At 50.1% G+C, this 20,284-nt stretch carries 18 protein-coding genes; 9 read left to right on the top strand and 9 right to left on the bottom strand.

What is annotated here, in order from left to right:
* Positions 1–112: 112 nt before the first annotated feature.
* Positions 113–1,606 carry an aldehyde dehydrogenase family protein gene (locus ACJJID_RS06905; protein ID WP_444922051.1) on the bottom strand — a complete coding sequence of 498 codons (1,494 nt, stop codon included), beginning with the start codon at positions 1,604–1,606 and terminating at the stop codon, positions 113–115.
* A gap of 139 nt (positions 1,607–1,745) precedes the next feature.
* Positions 1,746–3,455: an alkaline phosphatase D family protein gene (locus ACJJID_RS06900; RefSeq protein WP_444922050.1), complete on the bottom strand. Its 1,710-nt coding sequence runs from the start codon at positions 3,453–3,455 to the stop codon at positions 1,746–1,748.
* Positions 3,456–3,777: 322 nt separating this feature from the next.
* Here ACJJID_RS06900 and ACJJID_RS06895 point away from each other — a divergent pair, with 322 nt between their 5' ends.
* The 6 genes from ACJJID_RS06895 to ACJJID_RS06870 all read left to right on the top strand — a co-directional run bounded on the left by ACJJID_RS06895 (position 3,778) and on the right by ACJJID_RS06870 (position 10,535).
* Positions 3,778–4,953: a thiolase family protein gene (locus tag ACJJID_RS06895; protein WP_444922049.1), complete on the top strand. Its 1,176-nt coding sequence runs from the start codon at positions 3,778–3,780 to the stop codon at positions 4,951–4,953.
* The gene (locus ACJJID_RS06890; protein WP_444922048.1) at positions 4,883–5,404 is read left to right on the top strand and encodes a hypothetical protein; all 522 of its coding nucleotides are present in this window, start codon (positions 4,883–4,885) and stop codon (positions 5,402–5,404) included. Before ACJJID_RS06895 ends, ACJJID_RS06890 begins: the two co-directional genes overlap by 71 nt.
* Positions 5,401–6,666 carry a glycosyltransferase family 2 protein gene (locus ACJJID_RS06885; RefSeq protein ID WP_152453515.1) on the top strand — a complete coding sequence of 422 codons (1,266 nt, stop codon included), beginning with the start codon at positions 5,401–5,403 and terminating at the stop codon, positions 6,664–6,666. Before ACJJID_RS06890 ends, ACJJID_RS06885 begins: the two co-directional genes overlap by 4 nt.
* 343 nt (positions 6,667–7,009) lie before the next feature.
* On the top strand, positions 7,010–8,239 hold the full coding sequence (locus tag ACJJID_RS06880; protein WP_444922047.1) for a TackOD1 domain-containing metal-binding protein: 1,230 nt from the start codon (positions 7,010–7,012) through the stop codon (positions 8,237–8,239).
* A complete protein-coding gene (locus tag ACJJID_RS06875) occupies positions 8,239–9,504 on the top strand; it encodes a glycosyltransferase (RefSeq protein ID WP_444922046.1) in 1,266 nt (421 codons plus the stop codon). Before ACJJID_RS06880 ends, ACJJID_RS06875 begins: the two co-directional genes overlap by 1 nt.
* Before the next feature lie 5 nt (positions 9,505–9,509).
* A complete protein-coding gene (locus tag ACJJID_RS06870) occupies positions 9,510–10,535 on the top strand; it encodes an HlyD family secretion protein (protein ID WP_444922045.1) in 1,026 nt (341 codons plus the stop codon).
* Between the two features lie 36 nt (positions 10,536–10,571).
* Here ACJJID_RS06870 and ACJJID_RS06865 read toward each other — a convergent pair whose 3' ends face one another.
* The 3 genes from ACJJID_RS06865 to cadR all read right to left on the bottom strand — a co-directional run bounded on the left by ACJJID_RS06865 (position 10,572) and on the right by cadR (position 12,394).
* Entirely contained in the window at positions 10,572–10,982 is a 411-nt protein-coding gene (locus ACJJID_RS06865; protein ID WP_444922044.1) for an acyl-CoA thioesterase, read from the bottom strand.
* A gap of 107 nt (positions 10,983–11,089) precedes the next feature.
* A complete protein-coding gene (locus ACJJID_RS06860) occupies positions 11,090–11,941 on the bottom strand; it encodes a metallophosphoesterase (RefSeq protein WP_444922043.1) in 852 nt (283 codons plus the stop codon).
* Positions 11,942–11,980: 39 nt separating this feature from the next.
* On the bottom strand, positions 11,981–12,394 hold the full coding sequence (cadR, locus tag ACJJID_RS06855) for a Cd(II)/Pb(II)-responsive transcriptional regulator (protein ID WP_444922042.1): 414 nt from the start codon (positions 12,392–12,394) through the stop codon (positions 11,981–11,983).
* Between the two features lie 78 nt (positions 12,395–12,472).
* On the opposite strand from cadR, the gene ACJJID_RS06850 reads away from it, so the two are divergent.
* Positions 12,473–14,650: a heavy metal translocating P-type ATPase gene (locus ACJJID_RS06850; RefSeq protein ID WP_444922041.1), complete on the top strand. Its 2,178-nt coding sequence runs from the start codon at positions 12,473–12,475 to the stop codon at positions 14,648–14,650.
* 100 nt (positions 14,651–14,750) lie between these two features.
* Here ACJJID_RS06850 and ACJJID_RS06845 read toward each other — a convergent pair whose 3' ends face one another.
* Positions 14,751–15,656, bottom strand: coding sequence for a LysR family transcriptional regulator (locus ACJJID_RS06845; RefSeq protein ID WP_444922616.1), 906 nt, complete (start codon positions 15,654–15,656; stop codon positions 14,751–14,753).
* Between the two features lie 181 nt (positions 15,657–15,837).
* On the opposite strand from ACJJID_RS06845, the gene ACJJID_RS06840 reads away from it, so the two are divergent.
* Positions 15,838–16,275, top strand: a complete 438-nt coding sequence (locus ACJJID_RS06840; RefSeq protein WP_444922040.1) for a cupin domain-containing protein — start codon at positions 15,838–15,840, stop codon at positions 16,273–16,275.
* 394 nt (positions 16,276–16,669) lie between these two features.
* On the opposite strand, the gene ACJJID_RS06835 is transcribed toward ACJJID_RS06840, so the two are convergent.
* From ACJJID_RS06835 to norR, 3 genes are all read right to left on the bottom strand, one after another.
* Complete coding sequence (locus ACJJID_RS06835) at positions 16,670–17,662, bottom strand: hypothetical protein (RefSeq protein WP_444922039.1); 993 nt, start codon at positions 17,660–17,662, stop codon at positions 16,670–16,672.
* A 182-nt stretch (positions 17,663–17,844) separates the two neighbouring features.
* The gene (locus ACJJID_RS06830; protein ID WP_444922038.1) at positions 17,845–18,111 is read right to left on the bottom strand and encodes a hypothetical protein; all 267 of its coding nucleotides are present in this window, start codon (positions 18,109–18,111) and stop codon (positions 17,845–17,847) included.
* 37 nt (positions 18,112–18,148) lie between these two features.
* Positions 18,149–19,720, bottom strand: coding sequence for a nitric oxide reductase transcriptional regulator NorR (norR, locus tag ACJJID_RS06825; RefSeq protein WP_444922037.1), 1,572 nt, complete (start codon positions 19,718–19,720; stop codon positions 18,149–18,151).
* Positions 19,721–19,896: 176 nt separating this feature from the next.
* Between norR and ACJJID_RS06820 the strand changes: the two genes are divergently transcribed.
* A complete protein-coding gene (locus ACJJID_RS06820) occupies positions 19,897–20,148 on the top strand; it encodes a hypothetical protein (protein ID WP_444922036.1) in 252 nt (83 codons plus the stop codon).
* The last annotated feature ends 136 nt before the right edge of the window (positions 20,149–20,284 follow it).

The raw sequence follows: 20,284 nt of genomic DNA, 5'->3' as shown, positions 1-20,284 counted from the left end.
AGGGGCAAAGTGAAAGTTACTGGCTAGCACTCAACAAAGTTCTGGGTATTTCCAACACGCACAGGAATACTGGAGCTCAATTTTTCTGGGCTCTTGTTCGAGAGCCCTCAAGTTAAGAAGGCAATGTGCGCACCACCATCAACCGCTCCTCCGTCATATCCTGAATAGCCCAACGCACCCCCTCACGCCCTAAGCCTGAATCTTTCACTCCACCGTAGGGCATATTATCTACTCGCCAACTAGGCACATCGCCAATCACTACGCCGCCCACCTCCAGGGTGTCCCAAGCTTTTTGGGCTCGATACAAATCACGGGTGAAGATCCCGGCCTGTAAACCAAATGCACTGTCGTTGACCTTCTTCAGCACCTCATCGAAATCATCAAAAGGCTCCAGTATTGCGACAGGACCAAAAGCTTCCTGCTGCACTACGTTGCAGTCACTGGGAACATTCTCCATTAACGTTGGCTCAAGCATGGCGCCATCGCGATTGCCACCGCATAGGAGAGTCCCTCCTTGTTCAACCCCTTCTTTAATCCAGTTATGCAATCTTGTCGCTTCGCCTTCGGAAATCATTGGCCCGATAAAAGTCTGCTCAGCTTTTGGATCGCCTTTTTTTAGCTTCTTGGTGCGCTCCAACAAGCGCGCCTTCAGATCTTCATACAAGCTGGAGTGCCCATAAATTCTTTGCACTCCGATACAGCTCTGGCCCGATTGATAAAAAGCCCCAAAGATTAAGCGCTCTACCGCATCCTCCAGGTCGGTATTACGATCGATCACACAGGCAGCATTGCCGCCCAACTCTAAAATCACTTTCTTGCGCCCTGCCCTGGCTTTCAAATCCCAACCAACGGCAGGAGAGCCGGTGAAGCTGAGTAATTTAAAGCGATCATCCACGGTAAACAGGTCAGCCCCTTCGCGATGACAGGGCAGCACCGAGAAGGCACCCTTGGGCAGATCGGTCTCAGCCAGCACCTCTGCAATAATCAGAGCACCAATGGGGGTTCTACTCGCCGGTTTGAGCACAAAGGGGCAGCCGGCGGCAATGGCTGGAGCCACTTTATGGGCCGCCAGGTTCAGTGGAAAATTGAACGGTGAAATAAAAGAGCAGGCCCCCACGGGAACACGCTTAACAAATCCCCGGTAACCCGCGCTGCGCTTGGAGATTTCGAGATTCATAATCTCGCCATCGATACGCACAGCCTCTTCCGCCGCCACTCGGAAGGTATCAATCAGGCGGGAGACTTCCCCACGGGAATCGTGAATCGGTTTACCCGCTTCAACACACAGGGCCTCGGCCAGCTCTTCGAACCGTGTCTGAAAGCGCTGCACACAGTGATCCAAGACTTGCTGGCGCTTGTAGGGGGGCAGCGCGGCCATGGGCTTTTCCGCCAGCAGGGCCCAATCGATAGCGCTGTCGATCACTTTGGTATCCGCCATGGCAACCCGTGTTGCCACCTCGCCGGAGTACTTATCTGTCACCTCTAACTCGGTATTGGCATAGACGGCTTCGTTGGCCAAATAATAGGGGTATGCTTTCTGTAACATCGATGCCTCCAAGTGGCGTTCACGGTGAGCATCGACATCGAAACCCGCTCGATCAATCACGAGGGTATAGGTCACCCAGGGCCAGATAGCAACTGAGAGAATTACGAAGACTTTGGTGGGTGGGACTCGGGCGAAGAGAGTTAGATAAGCGCCACCAAAACAGGCTTGATGGCGCTATAGAAGACTGTTATTTACTGGCCTATTTCTCCGTCAGCCACATGCCTTCGGGTTCGTAGTTGAACTTTTTATAGGTCTTTTTCTTGGTGGACGGGTTGTCCGACTTTTTGTCGATGTTATAGACAGTCCAATTCAACTCGTTGTGGTTGAACTCAATCACCGCATAACCATAGATATCGCTGACGAAATCCTTGATGTGGGGGTTATTCACCTGCACTCCGCCATTGAGCAGTGAAGTAAATACAGCACCTACATCGCGCCCTCTCTCCACCGTATCGTTGAGATTTGGCGATGAGATCGATGGGGTCATCAGTTCAATGCCCACCAGGTTATCGTAGTTCCAGTTGCTGACCTTATTGAAGTTTACCTTCAGGTAAGAGGCGATACTGGTGTGCAGATCCCCGGTCAACACAACAAAATTATCGACATTGCTGTCTTTGACACTGGAGAGAATTTTTTCACGCTCCCACTGGTAGCCATCCCAGGCATCGTAATTGGCAAAAACTAACGGCTGACCGAGTGCCGTGCCGGCCAGTTGCGCCAACAGGGTCTGGTTGCCCCAAACTTTCCAGCGTGCATTTGAATTGACGATGCCATCAATCAACCAGTCGCGCTGGGTTTTACCCAGCATGGTCTGGGATTTCTTTTCGTAGTCGGTGCACCAATAGTTTTGCCAGGCGGTGCCGTCTTTGCAGGGCTCTTTGGTACGGTAGGTGCGGCTATCGGTCATATATAAATCGACCAGGTCACCAAACTGGAAAGAGCGATAGATCTGCAGGTAGTCAAAAGCGTGGCTGGCCGCTTCATCGACCTTCACGCGCGCCGGCACATACTCAATCCAGGCTTGCTGTGCATCCCGGCGCAGCTGACGCAACTGCTCGGGGTTGTTGTCACCGGTTTGGTAGGGATGGGATGGCACGCCGAGGGTATCGCGATCGTAATCCCAGTAGGCGTTGTCTGCGGTTTCGTGATCATCCCAGGTGATGATAAAGGAATGCATCTCCATCGCCCGCTGCAGGTTTTTATCCTTGCGGTATTCCCGGTAAATATGGCGGTAGTCTTCGAGATCCATAGCCACCGTCGCACCGGAAGGCAGGCTCAGGGGATGGACAATGGCATCCTCAAAACCTTCGTACTGTGCGTACTCATAGATAAAGTCCCCCAGGTGCAATACACAGTGCACATCTTCATCTGCCAGGTGGCTGTAGGCGTTATAATAACCCGTGGTGTAATCCTGGCAGGTCACCACCGCCATCTTGATACTTTCCAGCCCGCCGGTAGGCAGGGTATGGCAGCGCCCGGTGCGACTGCACAATATGCCGTACTTAAAGCGATAGTAGTAACGCTGGTTGGGAGATAGATAGCCTTCCAGGTCAATGTTTACGGTGTAATCGCGATCCGCACTGATATCCTCGGCATGGATTTCGGCGCTCATCACCGGCTGGGTAAATGACTCATCCAGGGCCACATCCAAATACAGCGTTTGACCGGGCACAAAGGCGGCCGGGTTGATGTGGGTCCAGAGCACCACACCCGTTTGGCTGGGATCACCCGAGGCCACGGACAAATCGAAAATCAGGCCATCCTGATCGATGTCATAGCCCGATGGACTGCCGCTCAGATTAAAGCGTGCGTAGGTTTCACTACTGCTGGACGCTAAAGAACGGACGGTAAATGGTGTGAGCAGCGCAAGCCCCATTGCCTGAACAAATGTGCGACGAGAGACGGTCATAAACCCCAACTTCCTGTTGTTATTTTGAATTCGAATAATGTGAATTGGCGCGCATTCTATAGAAAAGCGTACCAACAAAGAAGTCAGTCTATTCTACGTAATGTTACTTTTTTATGAAATTTTATCTATTAATGCACCAAAAATGTAATGATTGTCACTTTTATCTGTTTTGACAGATGCTGTAGTACAGCTTAATAAATCGACTGGAATTACGCTTTATTGCTCACTTTTCTCTCCTTAAATGCTTCCACCTCAAAGCAATTTCAGTGGCTAATAACTGTTCTACTGTATTAGAAACCCCTTCCACCGCAGGACAGACCCCATGCGAGATGTCGCCATTGTCGCCTACTGTAGGACCGCTATCGCCAAGGCGAGACGCGGCGCCTTGAATCAAACTCACGGCATTCCAATGGCGGCACACGTCATCAAGGAAGCAATAAACAGATCAGCTTTGGACTCGCAGGAAGTGGAAGATGTGGTGCTGGGCTGTGGACTACCGGAAGGAGCAACCGGCCACAATATCGCGCGCAATGCCGCCCTCTTTGCCGGCTGTGGCAGCGGGGTGCCCGGTATCACCATTAACCGCTATTGCGGCTCGGGCCTGAATGCGGCCTCAATCGTGGCGAATCGTATCGCCGCCGGGGAAATGCAGATCGGCGTTGCCGGTGGGGTGGAAAGTATCAGCCTCGTTCAGTTCAGCCTGAACCTGAATCACTTCGTCTATGAGCCCCTGCAGCAGCAAATTCCCGCGGTCTGGTGGACCATGATCCAAACCGCAGATTTTGTGGCCAACAAATTTGCCATCAGCCGGCAGGCACAAGATGCCTATGTGGTGGAATCGCAAAAAAGAGTGGCAGAAGCACACAAAGCGGGGAAATTTGCCGAGGAGATCGCCCCCTTTGAGACGGTGATGTCGGTATTGGATAAAGACAGCGGGCAAGTCTCAGAAAAGACCGTACTGCTTTCGGAAGACGAAGGCCCCCGCCCCGGCACCACGCTTGAGGGCTTATCGGCTCTGGAACCGGTCAATGCCGGCGGTACCGTCACTGCGGGCAACGCCTCACAGCTCTCTGACGGTGCCGCAGCGGTGGTCATGATGGATGCCGAGCTAGCTGCAAAAAAGAACTTGCCGGTCTTGGGCCTGTTCCGCGGCATGCAGCTTGCTGCCGTGGCCCCAGAGGAGATGAGTATTGCCGTGGCACCGGCCATCAAACGCCTGATGAAGCATCACAACCTCTCGATGGGCGAGATAGATCTGTGGGAGCTACACGAAGCCTTTGCCGTTACCACGCTCTATAACCAAGCCGAGCTGGAAACCCCATGGGATATTACCAATGTCAATGGTGGTGCCATTGCCCTGGGCCATCCCTATGGCATGTCCGGTATTCGCTATTTGGGCTCTTCTCTGTTGGAGCTCGGGCGTAGGGATGCGCACAAAGCGATCATCGGAGTCTGTACTGCCGGCGGCATGGCTACTGCGGCTTATCTGGAGCGCTAAGCGGCTCGCTATTGGGGTTCGCAAGCGCCCTATTTCTGCCAATGCCAGTTTTCTGTATGGCATGCTGCCTCACAAGTCTGCAAATGCTGCTGGCCTTGCCTTAGCACCTTCTATTATTGGCACCTTCTCTTGGCGTCTTGCTCATCTCAACCTATCGTTTCTTTCAACCTTTGTTTATGTGGTGCGCGGTCCCCATGGTCGCGCCCTACAGAAACAGACAGTCGACCCTAATGACCACCAGGTTAGCCTCACAGCTGGAGGAATAACCATGTTTAGGCTCAGAGAGAGCCATTGTCACGGCGATAGTTACAGCAAGAGTTACAACAAACCTAACAACGAGAGTTGCGACCAGAGCTACGAATATAGTGGCATATACCGTTGCGACTATTCACTGAGCTACCGGTCCCCTATGCAGCCCAAAATCTCCGTCAAAGGTGAACTCCACCAATGATGGAGACAGTGCATGACGGCTTCACCTTCCTGTTCGCACAGAGCCGGGGCGCTCTGTTTATTATGTTCTGGATTGTGATTTTTCTGGAGCTCCCACGTTATATCTTCTCGTTTTTTACCGCGGTTTTCTTTTTCAGTTCGAGGATCGAGAAAGAGGTGGACCTGGAAAAAATCGGCAAAATTTCGGTCATTATTGCCGGTCATAACGAGGAGGAATCGATTGAGAAGTGTGTGCACAGTCTCTGGGCCCAGAGCGTCAAACCCTATGAAATTATTGTGGTCAGCGATGGCTCCACCGATGGAACCAGAAAAGTGATGTCCAGCCTACTCACCAGGGGACTTATTCAGGGGGCCCATGCCACAGAACTCAGAGGTGGTAAAGCCTCCGCACTAAACCTGGGAATACGTTTTTGCACCGGCGATATCGTGATCACCGTTGACTGTGATTGCTCCTTTGAACACCACACTATGAAGGAAGTGTTACTCCCCTTTGAAGACCCCAAAGTAGGCGTGGTATCCGGCAATGTCTTTGTGCGCAACCCTCACGACAACCTACTCACCGCATTTCAGACCATCGAATACATTGTCAGTATCTCCCTCGGCAGGCATGCGCTGGCCATGATCAGGCAAATGTGCTGTGCATCCGGTGCCTACAGCGGGTTCCGAAAAACCGCCATTGACCAGATTGGTGGCTTTGACTCCGGTGGGGGTGAAGACCTGGATATTACCTTCCGTCTGCGCAACTACGGCTGGGATATCGCCTTCGCCCCAGAGGCGATCTGCTATACCGATGTACCCACCAATATCCTGACCCTAATTCGGCAGCGGCTGCGCTGGGAGCGGGATGCGGTGCGTTTGCGTTACCGCAAGTACAACCACTTTATCAATCCTCTTAAGCGCCGAATAAAATTCGAAGAGTTCTTTCACCAGTTTGAGTTTTTGATTTTTAATGTGATCGCTGCTATCGCTTTACCGATCTATTTGGTCTGGCTCTTTGTGAGTTACGGCAGTAATGCCTGGTTTATTCTGATTGGTGCACAGATAGTGCTCATCATGCTGGATTGCCTTACCTTTGCACTCGCGGCCTATGCCACCTATAAATTCAGTACTTTTCCACTCTGGCCCTTTCTTATTGGCTACAGCATCCTCTATGTCAACTTGATGCGTGTAGTGCGGCTCTATGCCTATGTACAGGAGTGGATCTTCAAAACTTCCTACGCGGATTCTTTCGCCCCTTCAAAAGTACACAAGGTGAGGGAATAAATTGCTTGGGAGACATCAGGAGCCGATGGTTATCACCCTGTTATCCTACTTTTTTGACTGAAACATGCTCCTAAAGTCAATCTAGATTCCCAGCTTATAACTAATAGCAACATCTTTATTTCCTGTCCCTTCAACTCATAATACTTAGCCCAACCTACATCTCTCCTACCAGCTGGCGCTTCAGCCCTCGTGGTCTATCGTTTTACTTAAGGCGAGATTTTACCCGCCAACCGTATGAACCAAGTACAAGCGGCGTCAGTTTGCCCCTTCTATAGGAGGGTTTGCCATCTCCTTTCTCACTGATGCATATAACTACTATCGCTGGCCCAGTGATTTTAATACGGTGCATCCAGGCATTGAGAAGTGTGATGCCCTGGTGGTTGAGGAGCCCATGACTCCGCAATGTATTGAAAAGCTCTGGAACAGTCAGATAGGTCTGCACCTGCTGCCAGTGATTGACCTAACGGGCACACTGGGAAACCGGGCGGATCTGGATGCCTCCAATACCCTCAAGGCAGACCCTGTGGAATATGGCAAGCTGATCGACTCTTTTAACTTCCGCCGCTCCCAGTTGCACCCGGACTTTCAAAACCCCCAGAATGATGACGACAAAATCCTGGCCCGTATTTTTGTCTCCGGGGTAAGTTTGACCCCAAATTACCAGCCAGACTCGCGCACCACGGTGTCTTTCAACACCCTGTTAGATTCCGAAACGGTGTTGCACGAATGCGAAAAAATGATGACGGCCGAATTACTGGCCGGTAGCTTTTTTGACCGCCGGCATATTTGTAACGGCTGCAGTGCCTCTCAATTTAATGTGCGGGAAGAGTGCCCGGAATGTCGATCACCGAATTTAAGGGAATCCTTCTACCTGCATCACTTTAAGTGTGCCTATTTAGGGCCGGAGGATGACTTCCGCCAAGGGGAGTATTTGATCTGCCCCAAGTGCAGAATGGAGATGAGTCATTTCGGCAGTGATTACGACAAACCCGGTACTATTTTAATCTGCAATTCCTGCGGCAAGTCCAGTTCAGAAACAGAAGTGGGCTTTTTATGCCTTAATTGTGATACCCATATCGATGGCGACTCGGTAAAAACCGGGGATATCTTTAAATATAGCCTCACCGAAAAAGCGGTTCACTACCTGCACGCCGGCCATGCGTTTCTGGAGCTCACCCAGCAGAGCCCCATTTTTGCCGGGCTTCCCTTCGAGCTGATAGTGGTCTTAAACAAAGAGCTGAAGAAGTGGAAAAACGAAGAGAGCGAGTTCGCCCTACTCTGCATCAAATACGAAAATGAATATCTGGTGGAGCAAGAACACGGCAATCGCCAGTTCTTTCATAGTCGCAATCAGTTTTTCCAGAGCCTAAGCCACTCCTTGAAGAAAGTCATGAAGGGGGAATACCCGGTTACCGCAGCCAAAGGCAGGCTGGAAGATTTTATCCTGGTGAGCGATATCAACCAGAAAGACCTGTACACCTTTAGTGAAGAGGCCGGTCAGAAAGCGGCGAGTTCACTGCGCCTGGATGTGGAACCTATCCTGCAAGTCTTCGGTCCCGAGGATCTGAGTTAATGTGGGAGCAAATACAAGACGGCTATTACTACCTGATCTCCCAGAGTTACTTAACTCTGTTTCTGATGCTCTGGGTGTTGGTTATTTTCGAGATCCCCCGCTACCTTTTTTCATTTTTTACCGCCTTAACATTTTTCAGGAAAAAACCGGAGTTTGAGGTAGATATAGAAAGCTTAGGGAAAGTGTCTGTAATTATTGCCGGGCATAACGAGGAAGATGCCATAGAGAAGTGTGTGCGCAGCTTATGGGAGCAGAGCCGCCCACCCAATGAAATTGTAGTGGTGAGCGATGGCTCTACAGACGGCACAAGAAATATTTTACGTCGTTTACTCAAAGAAAGGCTTATTCATGGAGCACATTCAACAGAATTACGCGGAGGAAAGTCTTCTGCCGTAAATCTAGGGGCACGATTCTGTAGCGGAGATATCATCATAAATGTGGACTGCGACTGCTCCTTTGATTATCACGCGATCAGGAATGTCTTATATCAATTTGACGACCCCAAAATAGGGGCAGTTTCTAACAGTATCCTAGTGCGCAACTGGGGAGTGAACCTAATTACAATATTTCAAGCCATTGAATACAGTATTAGTATCAGCCTTGGAAAGCATGCACTGTTCATGCTGGGACAGGTAACTTGTGTCTCGGGGGCTTTCAGTGCATTCAGAAAAACAGCTTTAATCCAAGCTGGCGGCTGGGATTCCGGCGGCGGTGAGGACCTGGATATTACATTGCGCCTACGCCATTATGGTTGGAGGATTGGGTTTGCAGCCGACTCAATTTGTTATACCGATGTTCCCACCAATTTGGTAGCGCTGGTTCGACAGCGGTTTCGCTGGGAGCGGGACTCTATTCGCCTGCGTTACAGGAAATACCGCCATTTTATCAATCCTCTTGAGCATCGCATAAAACCCAAAGAGCTATTCCACCAATTTGAGTTCCTGCTCTTTAATGTAATCGCCATCTTGGTGCTACCAATTTATCTGGCCTGGTTATTTTTTACCTACGGAACTAACGGATGGTTTATTTTAATAGCGGCCCAGATGATCCTTATAATAATGGATATTATTACCTTCACTCTAAGCGCTCTCTCTACACCAAAATTTAAGGCATCCCCCATTTGGCCTTACCTGCTGGGGTACAGTATTTTGTACGTTAACCTGATGCGCATTGTACGGCTCTATTCTTACACTCAAGAGTGGATATTTAAAACCTCCTATACCGACACCTACTCACCTTCGAAAGTGCATCGTGTTCGGGAGTAAGTAGTATGAGAACTATACGAAAACATATCCGCCCGGATAATATGGCCAGTGAGGTCCGCCCCCACCACAGCGCCTTAGGGCGACGCATCTATATCGGGGTATTGATATTATTTGCCCTGGGCATTCTCCGCTATTTGTTTGGAGATTTGTTTATCCTGAAAGGGGATGGGCTGGTCCTCAGGGATTATGCGGCCGTAGAGATGGGTTACATTACTAAAGTGACCGCCGTGGAAATCGATGAGGGGGAGGCGGTTAAAGAGGGGCAACTGCTCCTTAAAATAGAATCCATGCAATTACTGGAGCGTCTGGCGGATCTCTCCAGTCGCCAAGCCAACCTGATACAAATTTCTGCCGAGTTTACCCTGCTTTCCGAGACCGCCAAGCAACTTTTAGTTCCTGCAGAACACCGCAAGCAAGAGATAGAGGAGATCCTGGCGCGAATCAATAAGCTGGCCGACAAGGGTTTTGTCAGCAAAATTACCTACCAGGAGGTTCTCAGGGATAATTTTGAAGCAGGCCAGGAACTGGTGAAGATTCAGGTGGAGAGCTCCACGCTAGACCAGAAAAGAAAAGCCGTAGATGCAGCGATTGAGGTAGCCGGTAGAGCGTACAAGAGGTTAAAAGAGCACTATGACGATGGCCAAGTACACAGCCCGGTGACAGGTATAGTCGGGGCTACAGTCCCCTCCGTAGGGGATGTCTACAGGGAGGGAGAGCCATTAATGCAAGTGTATTGGGGAGAACCCTATGTCCTTGCCTATATGCCCCGCCGTTATCTGCTCGCGATCCGGCCGGGGATGGTTGTCACCCTTAAGAGTGGGCGTTACAAAGACAAAGGCGTGATCTCTGAACTGCTGCCAATTTCCGATCAGCTACCGGAAGAGTTTCAGAATACCTTCAAACCCCAGGAGCGCAACCAGCTCGCCAAAATTGTACTTTCAAACCCGGGGACATTTCCTCTGTCTGAAAAAGTACAAGTCACCCTGGAATTAAACTGGAAGGATATCTTTGTAGAGAACTTTATGGATTAGTGATGATTACAGATTGATAAGCTTTTAATTTAGTGCTCACCGCGCTGCAGATTTGCTCAGAGCACTTCTCAGCCATTCAGGTAGACTTATTTTTTCCTTAGTTTCAACCGATAGGGTGACATAGGTAATCGTCGCGGTAAGAGCCAGTTGATCAGGATTGAGGTAGGCTTTCACCTCAAGAGTAAAAGATTGGTTGCCGACCCTGGATACGCTGACTTTTATTTCTAACTCCTGATCCCAGGTAACCGGAGTGAGAAACTCCAAATTAAAGGCCCGCACCGGGGTCACAAATCCCCGCTGCTGCATAGTGGTGATAGCCGGGCCGCCAAAAAGATCCGACAGTGCATCATGAGTGGCTTCCAGGGCAAAGTTCGAAAACCTGGGAGTATAGACAATGCCCGCTGGATCGCAGTCCCCAAACAAAACCTTGCGTCTGACGGTTATCATTAGATTTTCCCTCTACCAAAAGCCCGGCCAGCATTCTATTCCAGCCAGCCCTGCGGCATCCTGCCAAAGCGAGTAACCATTTCGATCACTCTCAATTTGAGCATTTATTACTCGGCACTCATAAGCGTTAGCAGAGTCACTTCCGGCGGCACAAGAAACCTCACCGGCAGGATGCTGGTGCCCACCCCTGGGCTGACATACAGGTGCTTACCCTCTTCGACGATATGGCCTATCGCATAGCGCTGCCCGTAGCGGGAAGGCACGATCGGGCGGCCAATCATTGGCAGATATACCTGCCCACCGTGGGTGTGGCCGGCAATCGTCAAGGCTATAGATTGCGGTATCTGGGGAAAAATATCGGGGTTATGAGTGAAGGCCATGACCAGTTCATTTTCTTCAACAGCGGCCATTGCCTGGTCGATATTGTGTGGCCCCTCCCAAAAATCACTGATGCCGACTAAGCGGAAAGCACAGTCTCCTGTGGCTATCTTGGTGGAGGCATCTTCCAGCACCGGGATTCCCCGTTCAGAAAATGCCCGCGCTACCCGGCCAGGGTCCAACCACCAGTCGTGATTGCCCAATACGGCAAAGACACCCAACGGCGCCTTAAGCCCGGCAAGTACCTCGGCAGCACGTTCAGGGGTGACAAAAGAGCCTCCGAGCACGCCCTGAATCACAAAATCTCCGGGTAGCAGCACCAGATCCGGCCGGCTGGCATTCACTTTGCGAACTAATGAACGCAGGCTATCCATCCCTTTGTAGGGGGAACCCACATGCAAATCCGCCAATACCGCAACTCTTAAATCGCTACAGGCCGCAGGCCAAGTATCCAGGCGTAGCGTTTGTTCATTGATTCGGAAACTCCTGGGCTCGGCGAAAAATGCCCAAACGGCGAGGATAAAACCCACCGTCAGAATCAGTAGAAATAGGATACGAGACTTTCTTAACAACTTTCTCAATGAGAGATTCTCGGTACAGATGATTATTTAAGCGTTGATTTATGTATCATGACATTCACAGTGAGAAAGTTCCCGCACAATCTCACAGGACTCGGTATAACCGGGGCCGGCACACTGACTGCGCAGGGCCAACAAACTTTCACGCAGTTGTTCTAGCAATGCCATTTGGCTGTTTACCCTATCAATATGCTCATCGACCAGGGCATTGATTTCACCACAATGCTCCTTCGGCCGCTCCCGTAGCGTTAACAGATTGCGTATATCCTCAAGGGGCATATCGAGTGAACGGCAGTGGCGAATAAAGCGCAACTGCGCCAAGTGCTCTTCGGAGTACAGGCGGTAGTTGCCCTCGGACCTGGACGGTTCCGGCAGCAGGCCCACCTGTTCGTAGTAGCGTACCGTTTCCACCTTACAGCCTGCCCGCTTGGCGGCCTCCCCTATCCGGTACTCCATGCTGGCGCCCCCTTGACTCTATAGTTACTAGAGGGATTGTAATGCTGGCTCACTCATTGGGCTATTCGAGAGATAATCATGGGAAAACAGGATTCCACTTGTGGCTGCGGCAGCAACGATGAACCCCAGCAACAACCCGTCGATAGTGGCGAAGGAAAGGAGAGTGAAAGCTCCCTCTTCTCGATCACCAAGATGGACTGCCCCACCGAGGAAAGCCTGATCCGCGCCAAACTCACCCCACTGGAAGGGATCTACAGCCTCGACTTCAACCTGGTGCAACGCACCCTGCGGGTGGGGCACGCTCCGGGTATGCAACAGCAGATTTTGGACATACTCGCCCCGCTGGATCTGGACGCCAGGATCGCCTCCCCATCAGATACAGAAAGCGCACCGCCAGCCGCAAAAGCCAATTGGTGGATTCTGGGTGCGGCGGGATTGGCGGCACTCGCCGCTGAGTTGGTGTTCTGGCTACAGGGAGGGAATAACTGGCTGGTAATGCTTCTTGCGCTTGGCGCCATTGCCGGCGGGGGATTATCCACCTACAAGAAAGGCTGGATTGCCCTCAAGAACCGCAACCTGAATATGAATGCGCTAATGTCCATTGCGGTCACTGGCGCACTTTTGATTGGACACTGGCCCGAGGCGGCCATGGTGATGGTGCTGTTTACCCTGGCCGAGCTGATTGAAGCCAAGTCACTGGACCGTGCCAGAAATGCCATTCGCGAATTGATGGACCTAGCTCCTGAAACTGCCACAGTGCTTGAAGCTGATGGCCAGTGGCGTGAAGTGGATGCCAAAACCGTTTCCCTCGGTGCCACTGTCAGGGTCAGGCCCGGTGAACGCATTGCACTGGATGGCGAGGTGGTAAAAGGCAACTCCGCAGTAAACCAAGCTCCAATTACCGGTGAAAGCCTGCCAGTGGACAAGACAGCGGGAGATGGCCTCTTTGCCGGCAGCATTAATGAATCCGGCGCATTGGAATACAAGGTGACCGCCACCGCCAACGATGCAGTGCTTGCCCGAATTATCCATGCGGTGGAGGAAGCTCAGGGCAGCCGTGCCCCTACCCAGCGCTTTGTGGATCAATTCGCCCGCTGGTATACCCCCCTGGTGTTTGCAGTAGCCCTGGCCACTGCACTGATTCCGCCGCTATTTTTCTCCGGCGCCTGGATGGAGTGGATTTACCGCGCCCTGGTATTACTGGTTATCGCTTGCCCCTGTGCCCTGGTCATTGCTACCCCGGTCACCATTGTCAGCGGCCTGGCCGCCGCTACAAAACACGGCACATTGATCAAGGGTGGAGCTTATCTCGAAGAGGGCCGCCGCCTGCGCTGGCTGGCCCTGGATAAAACCGGCACCATCACCCATGGTGCGCCGGAAGTCACCGATTTTGCCCTTATAGACAGCACAGATGAGCGGCAAATCAAGCAGCTTGCCGCCAGCCTCGCCCACCGCTCAGATCACCCGGTTTCCAAGGCCGTGGCGGACTTTCTCAATTTAGGTGAGGGTAACTTGCAAGAAGTTGAGGCTTTTGAGGCCCTAGCCGGGCGGGGAATTCGCGGAGAAATCGAAGGCACCGGCTACTACTTAGGCAATCATCGACTGGTGGAGGAGTTAAAAGTCTGCAACGCTGAACTCGAGGATCGGCTCTCCAAGCTGGAGTACCAGGGTAAGACTGTGGTGATGCTGGTGGATAAGAACGGCGTACTGGCCCTATTTGCCGTGGCCGATACCGTAAAGGAATCCAGTCGCAAGGCCATTGAGGAACTCCACCAGCTGGGGGTGAAAACCCTAATGCTAACCGGCGACAACCAGCACACTGCCGATGCCATCGCCCAGGAAGTGGGCATAGACCGGGCCCTGGGCAACTTGCTCCCAGAAGATAAACTGCGCGAAGTGGATTCCCTGGCGGGCCACGGGCGTGTCGGTATGGTGGGCGATGGTATTAATGACGCCCCTGCCCTGGCGCGAGCCGATATCGGCTTCGCCATGGGCGCTACCGGCACCGACGCCGCCATAGAAACTGCCGATGTTGCCCTGATGGATGACAACCTGGGTAAGATCGCCAGCTTTATCCGCCTCTCCCGGACTACCGCGCATATTCTCTGGCAAAACATCATCCTCGCCCTCGGCATCAAAGTGATCTTCCTGGCACTCGCCTTTGCCGGCGAAGCCTCTATGTGGATGGCGGTATTTGCGGATATGGGCACCAGCCTGCTGGTGGTTTTCAATGGGCTGCGATTGATGCGGAAGTGATAGGATTTTTGAGTTCGAGCTAACTCGGCCATCTACATTTGCCAGATACATTTGTTTTACCAAGCACCCTGCAATGTCAGGGTGTCATCACATGGTTCAATTATTTTCTATCCACTACATTACTGGCAGCAGCCTTCAGGCAAAACATTTCCTGCAAGTACTCTAAAAACAAGCGAACTCGGTTAGGCTGAAATTTTCGACTGGGGTATACCGCATAGATTCCCAGCACTGGAAATTCTGCATCGAGCTCTATTGGGATCAGTTTACCTTGGCCAATTAGTTTTTCTACCATGATCCTAGGCAACAACCCTATTCCCATACCACGGGCAATAGCATCACGATGGGTGTGCGTTTGGTTCAGCACCAACCTCCAAGGCTGGCTGAATTTACGAATTCCCTTTGCTGTTACCAGCGGCCAGCTATTCCCCAAGCGGGTTGCACCAAAACTCAGGCAAGCATGACCCGACAAATCTGCCAGTGTTTTAGGGGTTCCATGTTCTCTTAGATAGGTGGGGGCAGCGACTAAGACAAATGGGGTTTCTGCAAGCTTTCTCATTATTAAAGAGCTATCTTCAAGAGAGATCGCCATTCGGATTGCGATATCAACATTGGAACTTACAAAATCCGTTCTGTCGTTATCCAGGGAAAGATCAAATAGAACGTCGGGATACTTTGCTTGAAAACTTTCAATAAGCTCCAAAAGATGAGGAGAGCCCAACCCTTCCGGTGCGGAAATGCGAATAATGCCACTGGGGGTTTGAGCACTACCTCCGGAAACGACCTGCTCTAATGAGACCAACTGGTCAAGCATTTCCTTACAGCCCTGATAGTAAAGCTGGCCGGCTTCGGTAATTTCCATAGCCCTAGTGGTGCGGTTGATCAAACGCAAGCCGAGTAGATTTTCCAAGTCGGCCACGTGACGCCCAACAATTGCGGGGCTAATGCCTTGATCATCCGCAGCTGCAGCAAAACTGCCCAGTTCCACCACTCTGCAAAACAGAGCCATCTTTCTCAACTTATCCATTCGATACTTTTAGTAAATTCTATCATTACTTTGGCTATGATTATCTTCAGATAAGTATTGATTATATTGCGCTCTAAGATAAACGCTATGGACTTTTTGGAGCCCCTAGCCGTTAACACCAGTATCAACAGGCCCTACCAAACTGAACCCTTGGAGCTGAACGATGAGATCGAAGCACATTACTCCTGCCAATGCCCAGTCCCTCAAGGTTGAAGGCGGTGAGACAACACTGTTTCTCGCAACGGCTGCCGATACCGCAGGACGTGTTACGGTGTCTGAGAGTTGGCTGCCGAAAGACAACGGTGCGCCATGGCACTACCACGACATAGATGATGAGATTTTCTATATCGTTTCAGGTGAAGTCGAGTTCGGTGTTAACGATGACGAGTTCATTGCTACTGCCGGAGAGCTGGTGATAGCCGGCCCCAAGGTGCATCGCAGGTTTAAAGCACTGACAGACAGCCGACTCGTAGTGATCAATGCACCGGGAGGACCGGCGGAGGCCTTTATGCACGATGTATCCCATTTATCCGATGCGCCAACACAAGCGGACAAGGAACGCTTCGTTAAGCAATACGGGATTCATATCGTGGACAAATAAATATAGTTACTTACCAAGCCGAGTAACTCCCAATATGCAGTAACAAAAGTCATCTCTTACATAAAATAAGAGAATGACTTTTGTCTTTGTACTCAAGACCGTCGTATTTATGCAAATCCACTAGGTCTCAAATACGGAGTCAGAATGTTAATGGGCGTATAAATCCTGTTCATTAAAAACTGCTGGCATTCAGTTTTTCAGGCTATAACAGGGTTCTATCCTGCGAGAAAACATCGTATTTTTCGAACTATAGTGCTTAAGAAAATAGACAATCACATAGCTAGAAATGAAAACTTCATCCGGTCGGATCTCTTAAGCACTTCCACAAACTCAACATAGACACTCAGTTGAACAGACCATATAAACATTCAAAAAAGTATTTTCCACTTATCAATCAAGAAGCTTTAACGGCCCTATCTAGGCTCGCTATAAAAATCTCAGGATGATCCAATCCAATATAAACTTTTTCTATTGACCCATTCTTTAACTTTGCCTCGACAACAACATTTGGGCTGCCGGATAAATTATAGCGTTTTACGTCACCCTGTCTCTTAATATAGCCATTACTTTTATTAATAGATTGGATATCTTCCAGAGGAATTGTTTTACTGTGAAAAATTCCATAGCGAACAACCAAGCTATCTACCGTAATAGAGACTGGTCGCCTAGACATGGAACGATAATCGGAAATCAAGAACAACAACCCCAGAATACTGAGGAAGCTGATAATGTTGGCAGCAGTTGGAGACCATACAAAGTGAGCTATCAAATGAACGATAGGTAGTTCCAGTAATACTAAATAAATGAAACCCAGGGCTGTACTTTGAGAGCCATCTTTTAAGTGGTAACTGAAATGTTGACCACCCTGAAAGTGTTTAAAGCTGATAGAATTTGCACAAAACAAGAACATCCACATTCGGGTCTCAAAAGTTAAGATTTTGCAGAGTGCTCCCTTACCTACATACTTCTGAACAGCTGAAACAATCGCAAGATCGGGGTCTTCTTGCTTGCTCAAGGCCACCTTTATTGCCATAAACATAGTGACAATTGCCATTGCCTCCAATAAGACAAAGCCAATGAGCAATACATATCTGCCAGACTCGAGATACTCCCAAATAACTTTACTTTCATCCGGAATTATAAAGCTACCAACGAGAATGGCGAGACTGACGTATACAATGGCCTTTATCAGGGCCTGCTTTTTATCTTTTATACATAAGAAGCACAAAAGTGGAAGTACAAACAAGCCATCAATCAAGAAAAGCCATTCATAATTGGCCTCACCAAAATTATTAAAATGGGTGGTCGTAGTGTAGTAAACACCCCAAGAGAGACTGGTAACAGCTAAAAAAATGAAAGGGAGAATTCTTCTTATTACCGGATTCATACTCTTCCTTGCAAGAAACCTTGATATAAGCCCACTGACAATACGAAGCCTTTAAACCCCGCCTTGCCAACACGTTGCAGGCCCAACTATTTTTAGATAAGTCAAAATATCTTAAGACACATCTGTTGGGATAGATAGAGCCAGCTGGGTTTTAACCTAATAATTGATACAAAATAACCAGGTTAATGAGCAACACTCTTTAGTGCCCTTCGTACCAAGTAGGTAGCAGAGAATGTCACTACAAACTGCCCGCTCATTTGCAAGGCAAGCTTTGACCAAAAATCAATTTCTTCAGTAAATAGGGATAGTACAAGGTTTCCTGGAAACAGAAAAACACGGAAATACTGCCAACCTCCACCTACAATCAGCCAATTATAAGCAAATGCAGCGATTCCGATCAGCAGGGCAATAACACCAATAGCTATTGATTGCCTAACATCCTTATTCATACATATTTCTCATCGCTTTTTTTAAGGCAGCGTAGTATCACTTTACTCCGACAATCTCTTTTTTAACATAAATACCCAGCCGTTTTGAGAGACGGACCAGGTTGCCCCGGTCAGTAGAAAGCAATTTGGCAGCCCTGCTCCAATTTCCTTCACACTCAATCAAGATATGTTTAATAAGATCTCGTTGGTAATCTTCGGTTGCGGCTCTGAGGTTTATTGCTTCGAGCGTCGGCGCAAGGGGTTTCTCAAAGTCTGGCTGCGCCGCCATATCTTCAGGGATCTCTATATGCGCTGCGGTTAGCGATACAATTTCAGAGGGAGTTGAGTTTTTTCTGGCCTTGAGTGCTGCGCGGCTGATGATATGCTCCAACTCCCGCACGTTGCCCGGCCATCCGTAGCGCTTTAATTTGCTGGAAGCATCCGCAGTGAGCCTTAGCTGGCGGAAACCCAGTTTTCTTGTGGATCGCTCTAAAAAGTAGTCCGCCAGTAAGAGAACATCGTTCTCCCTCTGCGACAGCGCGGGGACTTCCAGAGGATACACAGAGAGACGGTGATATAAATCGGCCCTGAAAGCACCCTTTGCGATCTCTTTCAGCAAGTCTCTATTAGTTGCCGCAACAATGCGCACATCCACATGCTGCACCGCATCTTTACCAACAGGCTGGATCTCACCACTTTGCAGTACCCGCAGTAGTTTGCCCTGTACAGACAAAGGCAGCTCACCCACTTCATCCAGAAAAAGAGTCCCACCATTCGCCAACAGAAACTTACCGGGGCGCTCCCGCTCAGCACCAGTAAAAGCCCCTTTGGCATGCCCGAACAATTCAGCCTCTGCCAATGTTTCTGTCAGGGAGGCACAGTTGAGGTACACCAAGGGTTTTTCCCTGCGCGGTGACAGCCTGTGCACCGTGCGTGCAACCAGCTCCTTACCTACACCCGTCTCCCCGAGAATAAGCACGTTGTAATCGGACCCCGCGACCAGCTCAATATCACTGCGCAAGGTCTTCATCACCTTACTCTCACCGATCAGTTCGCCACCATCCCGCTGAAAAGCTTCCTGGGTCAACTCTTTCACCAATTGCTCGGCATGCTCAGCAGAAAGAGAAAGCGCTTTAAGTTCCAAAGCGGTTTTGAGCGTTGCCGCTGACAACGCCGCGATCAGTTCGAGGGTTCGATCACTAATCAGGCTGTAGGCATCAGATGCCATACTATCCAAGGTGAGTAGCCCCACCAGGTGGTTATCGGAATAGAGCGGCAAACCGAGGCAGGAGTGCACCGGTAGGTCCCCTTCCCTATCCAGCAGCAAACCATCAAAGGGATCTGGCAGGTTGCAATCGGAAGGAAAACGGACAGGTGTTTCAGAGTTACAGATTTGAGCCAGGCGGGGATGCTCACTAACCAGGAAGCGCCGACCCAATGTGCGCCTCGCCAAGCCCTGCACGGCCAGGGGCGTGAGCACCTCACCATTCAATCCCAGCAAGGCAACCGCATCGCACTTAATGGCCTTACGGATGGTGGAGAGCAATCGTTCAAACCGGTCGCTATTGTTCAGGCTATTCGCGAGATCCAGCGCCACCTCAAGCAGCAAAGTAGAATTGATATCCACCATAACTTACCCAGTCAATAAGTTCGCATTAAGTCATTATGACACAGCAGTAGATCCAGTCAAAATGACACAAACCTATTTTGAAGAAAGCCTATCTTATTGTTTTATATGGATTATTCAGGTTGGCACACCCTTTGCCTAGTAACTATTGAGATTATTCAGTAATAGAGGCAAAGACAATGCTGGACACATACTCTCTGAAAATTCGCAGACGTTTCAAACTTCTGCTCAAGGCCGGAAATCTCACCCTGTTACTTTCAGCTCCTATGCTACTGCTCACCGTCGTTATCTGTTATCCGTTCTCGCATTATTTTTCGATCCCAGCCCAGGTGGCGGGTCATATTTTTATGATTATCAGCGCAACATTTATCAAGATTGGTTACGTAAGCCGCTGTGTTGCACAATATAACCTGTGCCAGGAAGTCCGCTGACCAGGCACGGTAGCTTCTCGCCCTCAGAGCCATTGAGCACCTTGGGGGCGACCTTACAGATTTTCGAATTTAGAGTTTCAGCTTCCACTGCCCCCTCCCTATCTCATTCCACTCCCGTGAAGCCACTATTTCGGTG

This window comes from Microbulbifer sp. CnH-101-G (assembly GCF_052466775.1).
This window is presented reverse-complemented; position numbering and strand designations above follow the sequence as displayed.

Excerpts from the sequence above, each read along its gene's own strand:
- ACJJID_RS06900 (WP_444922050.1), bottom strand. The coding sequence starts at position 3,455 with ATGACCGTCTCTCGTCGCACATTTGTTCAGGCAATGGGGCTTGCGCTG.
- ACJJID_RS06895 (WP_444922049.1), top strand. The coding sequence starts at position 3,778 with ATGCGAGATGTCGCCATTGTCGCCTACTGTAGGACCGCTATCGCCAAG.
- ACJJID_RS06890 (WP_444922048.1), top strand. The coding sequence starts at position 4,883 with ATGCGCACAAAGCGATCATCGGAGTCTGTACTGCCGGCGGCATGGCTA.
- ACJJID_RS06885 (WP_152453515.1), top strand. The coding sequence starts at position 5,401 with ATGATGGAGACAGTGCATGACGGCTTCACCTTCCTGTTCGCACAGAGC.
- ACJJID_RS06875 (WP_444922046.1), top strand. The coding sequence starts at position 8,239 with ATGTGGGAGCAAATACAAGACGGCTATTACTACCTGATCTCCCAGAGT.
- ACJJID_RS06870 (WP_444922045.1), top strand. The coding sequence starts at position 9,510 with ATGAGAACTATACGAAAACATATCCGCCCGGATAATATGGCCAGTGAG.
- ACJJID_RS06865 (WP_444922044.1), bottom strand. The coding sequence starts at position 10,982 with ATGATAACCGTCAGACGCAAGGTTTTGTTTGGGGACTGCGATCCAGCG.
- cadR (WP_444922042.1), bottom strand. The coding sequence starts at position 12,394 with ATGGAGTACCGGATAGGGGAGGCCGCCAAGCGGGCAGGCTGTAAGGTG.
- ACJJID_RS06850 (WP_444922041.1), top strand. The coding sequence starts at position 12,473 with ATGGGAAAACAGGATTCCACTTGTGGCTGCGGCAGCAACGATGAACCC.
- ACJJID_RS06845 (WP_444922616.1), bottom strand. The coding sequence starts at position 15,656 with ATGGCTCTGTTTTGCAGAGTGGTGGAACTGGGCAGTTTTGCTGCAGCT.
- ACJJID_RS06840 (WP_444922040.1), top strand. The coding sequence starts at position 15,838 with ATGAGATCGAAGCACATTACTCCTGCCAATGCCCAGTCCCTCAAGGTT.
- ACJJID_RS06835 (WP_444922039.1), bottom strand. The coding sequence starts at position 17,662 with ATGAATCCGGTAATAAGAAGAATTCTCCCTTTCATTTTTTTAGCTGTT.
- ACJJID_RS06830 (WP_444922038.1), bottom strand. The coding sequence starts at position 18,111 with ATGAATAAGGATGTTAGGCAATCAATAGCTATTGGTGTTATTGCCCTG.
- norR (WP_444922037.1), bottom strand. The coding sequence starts at position 19,720 with ATGGTGGATATCAATTCTACTTTGCTGCTTGAGGTGGCGCTGGATCTC.
- ACJJID_RS06820 (WP_444922036.1), top strand. The coding sequence starts at position 19,897 with ATGCTGGACACATACTCTCTGAAAATTCGCAGACGTTTCAAACTTCTG.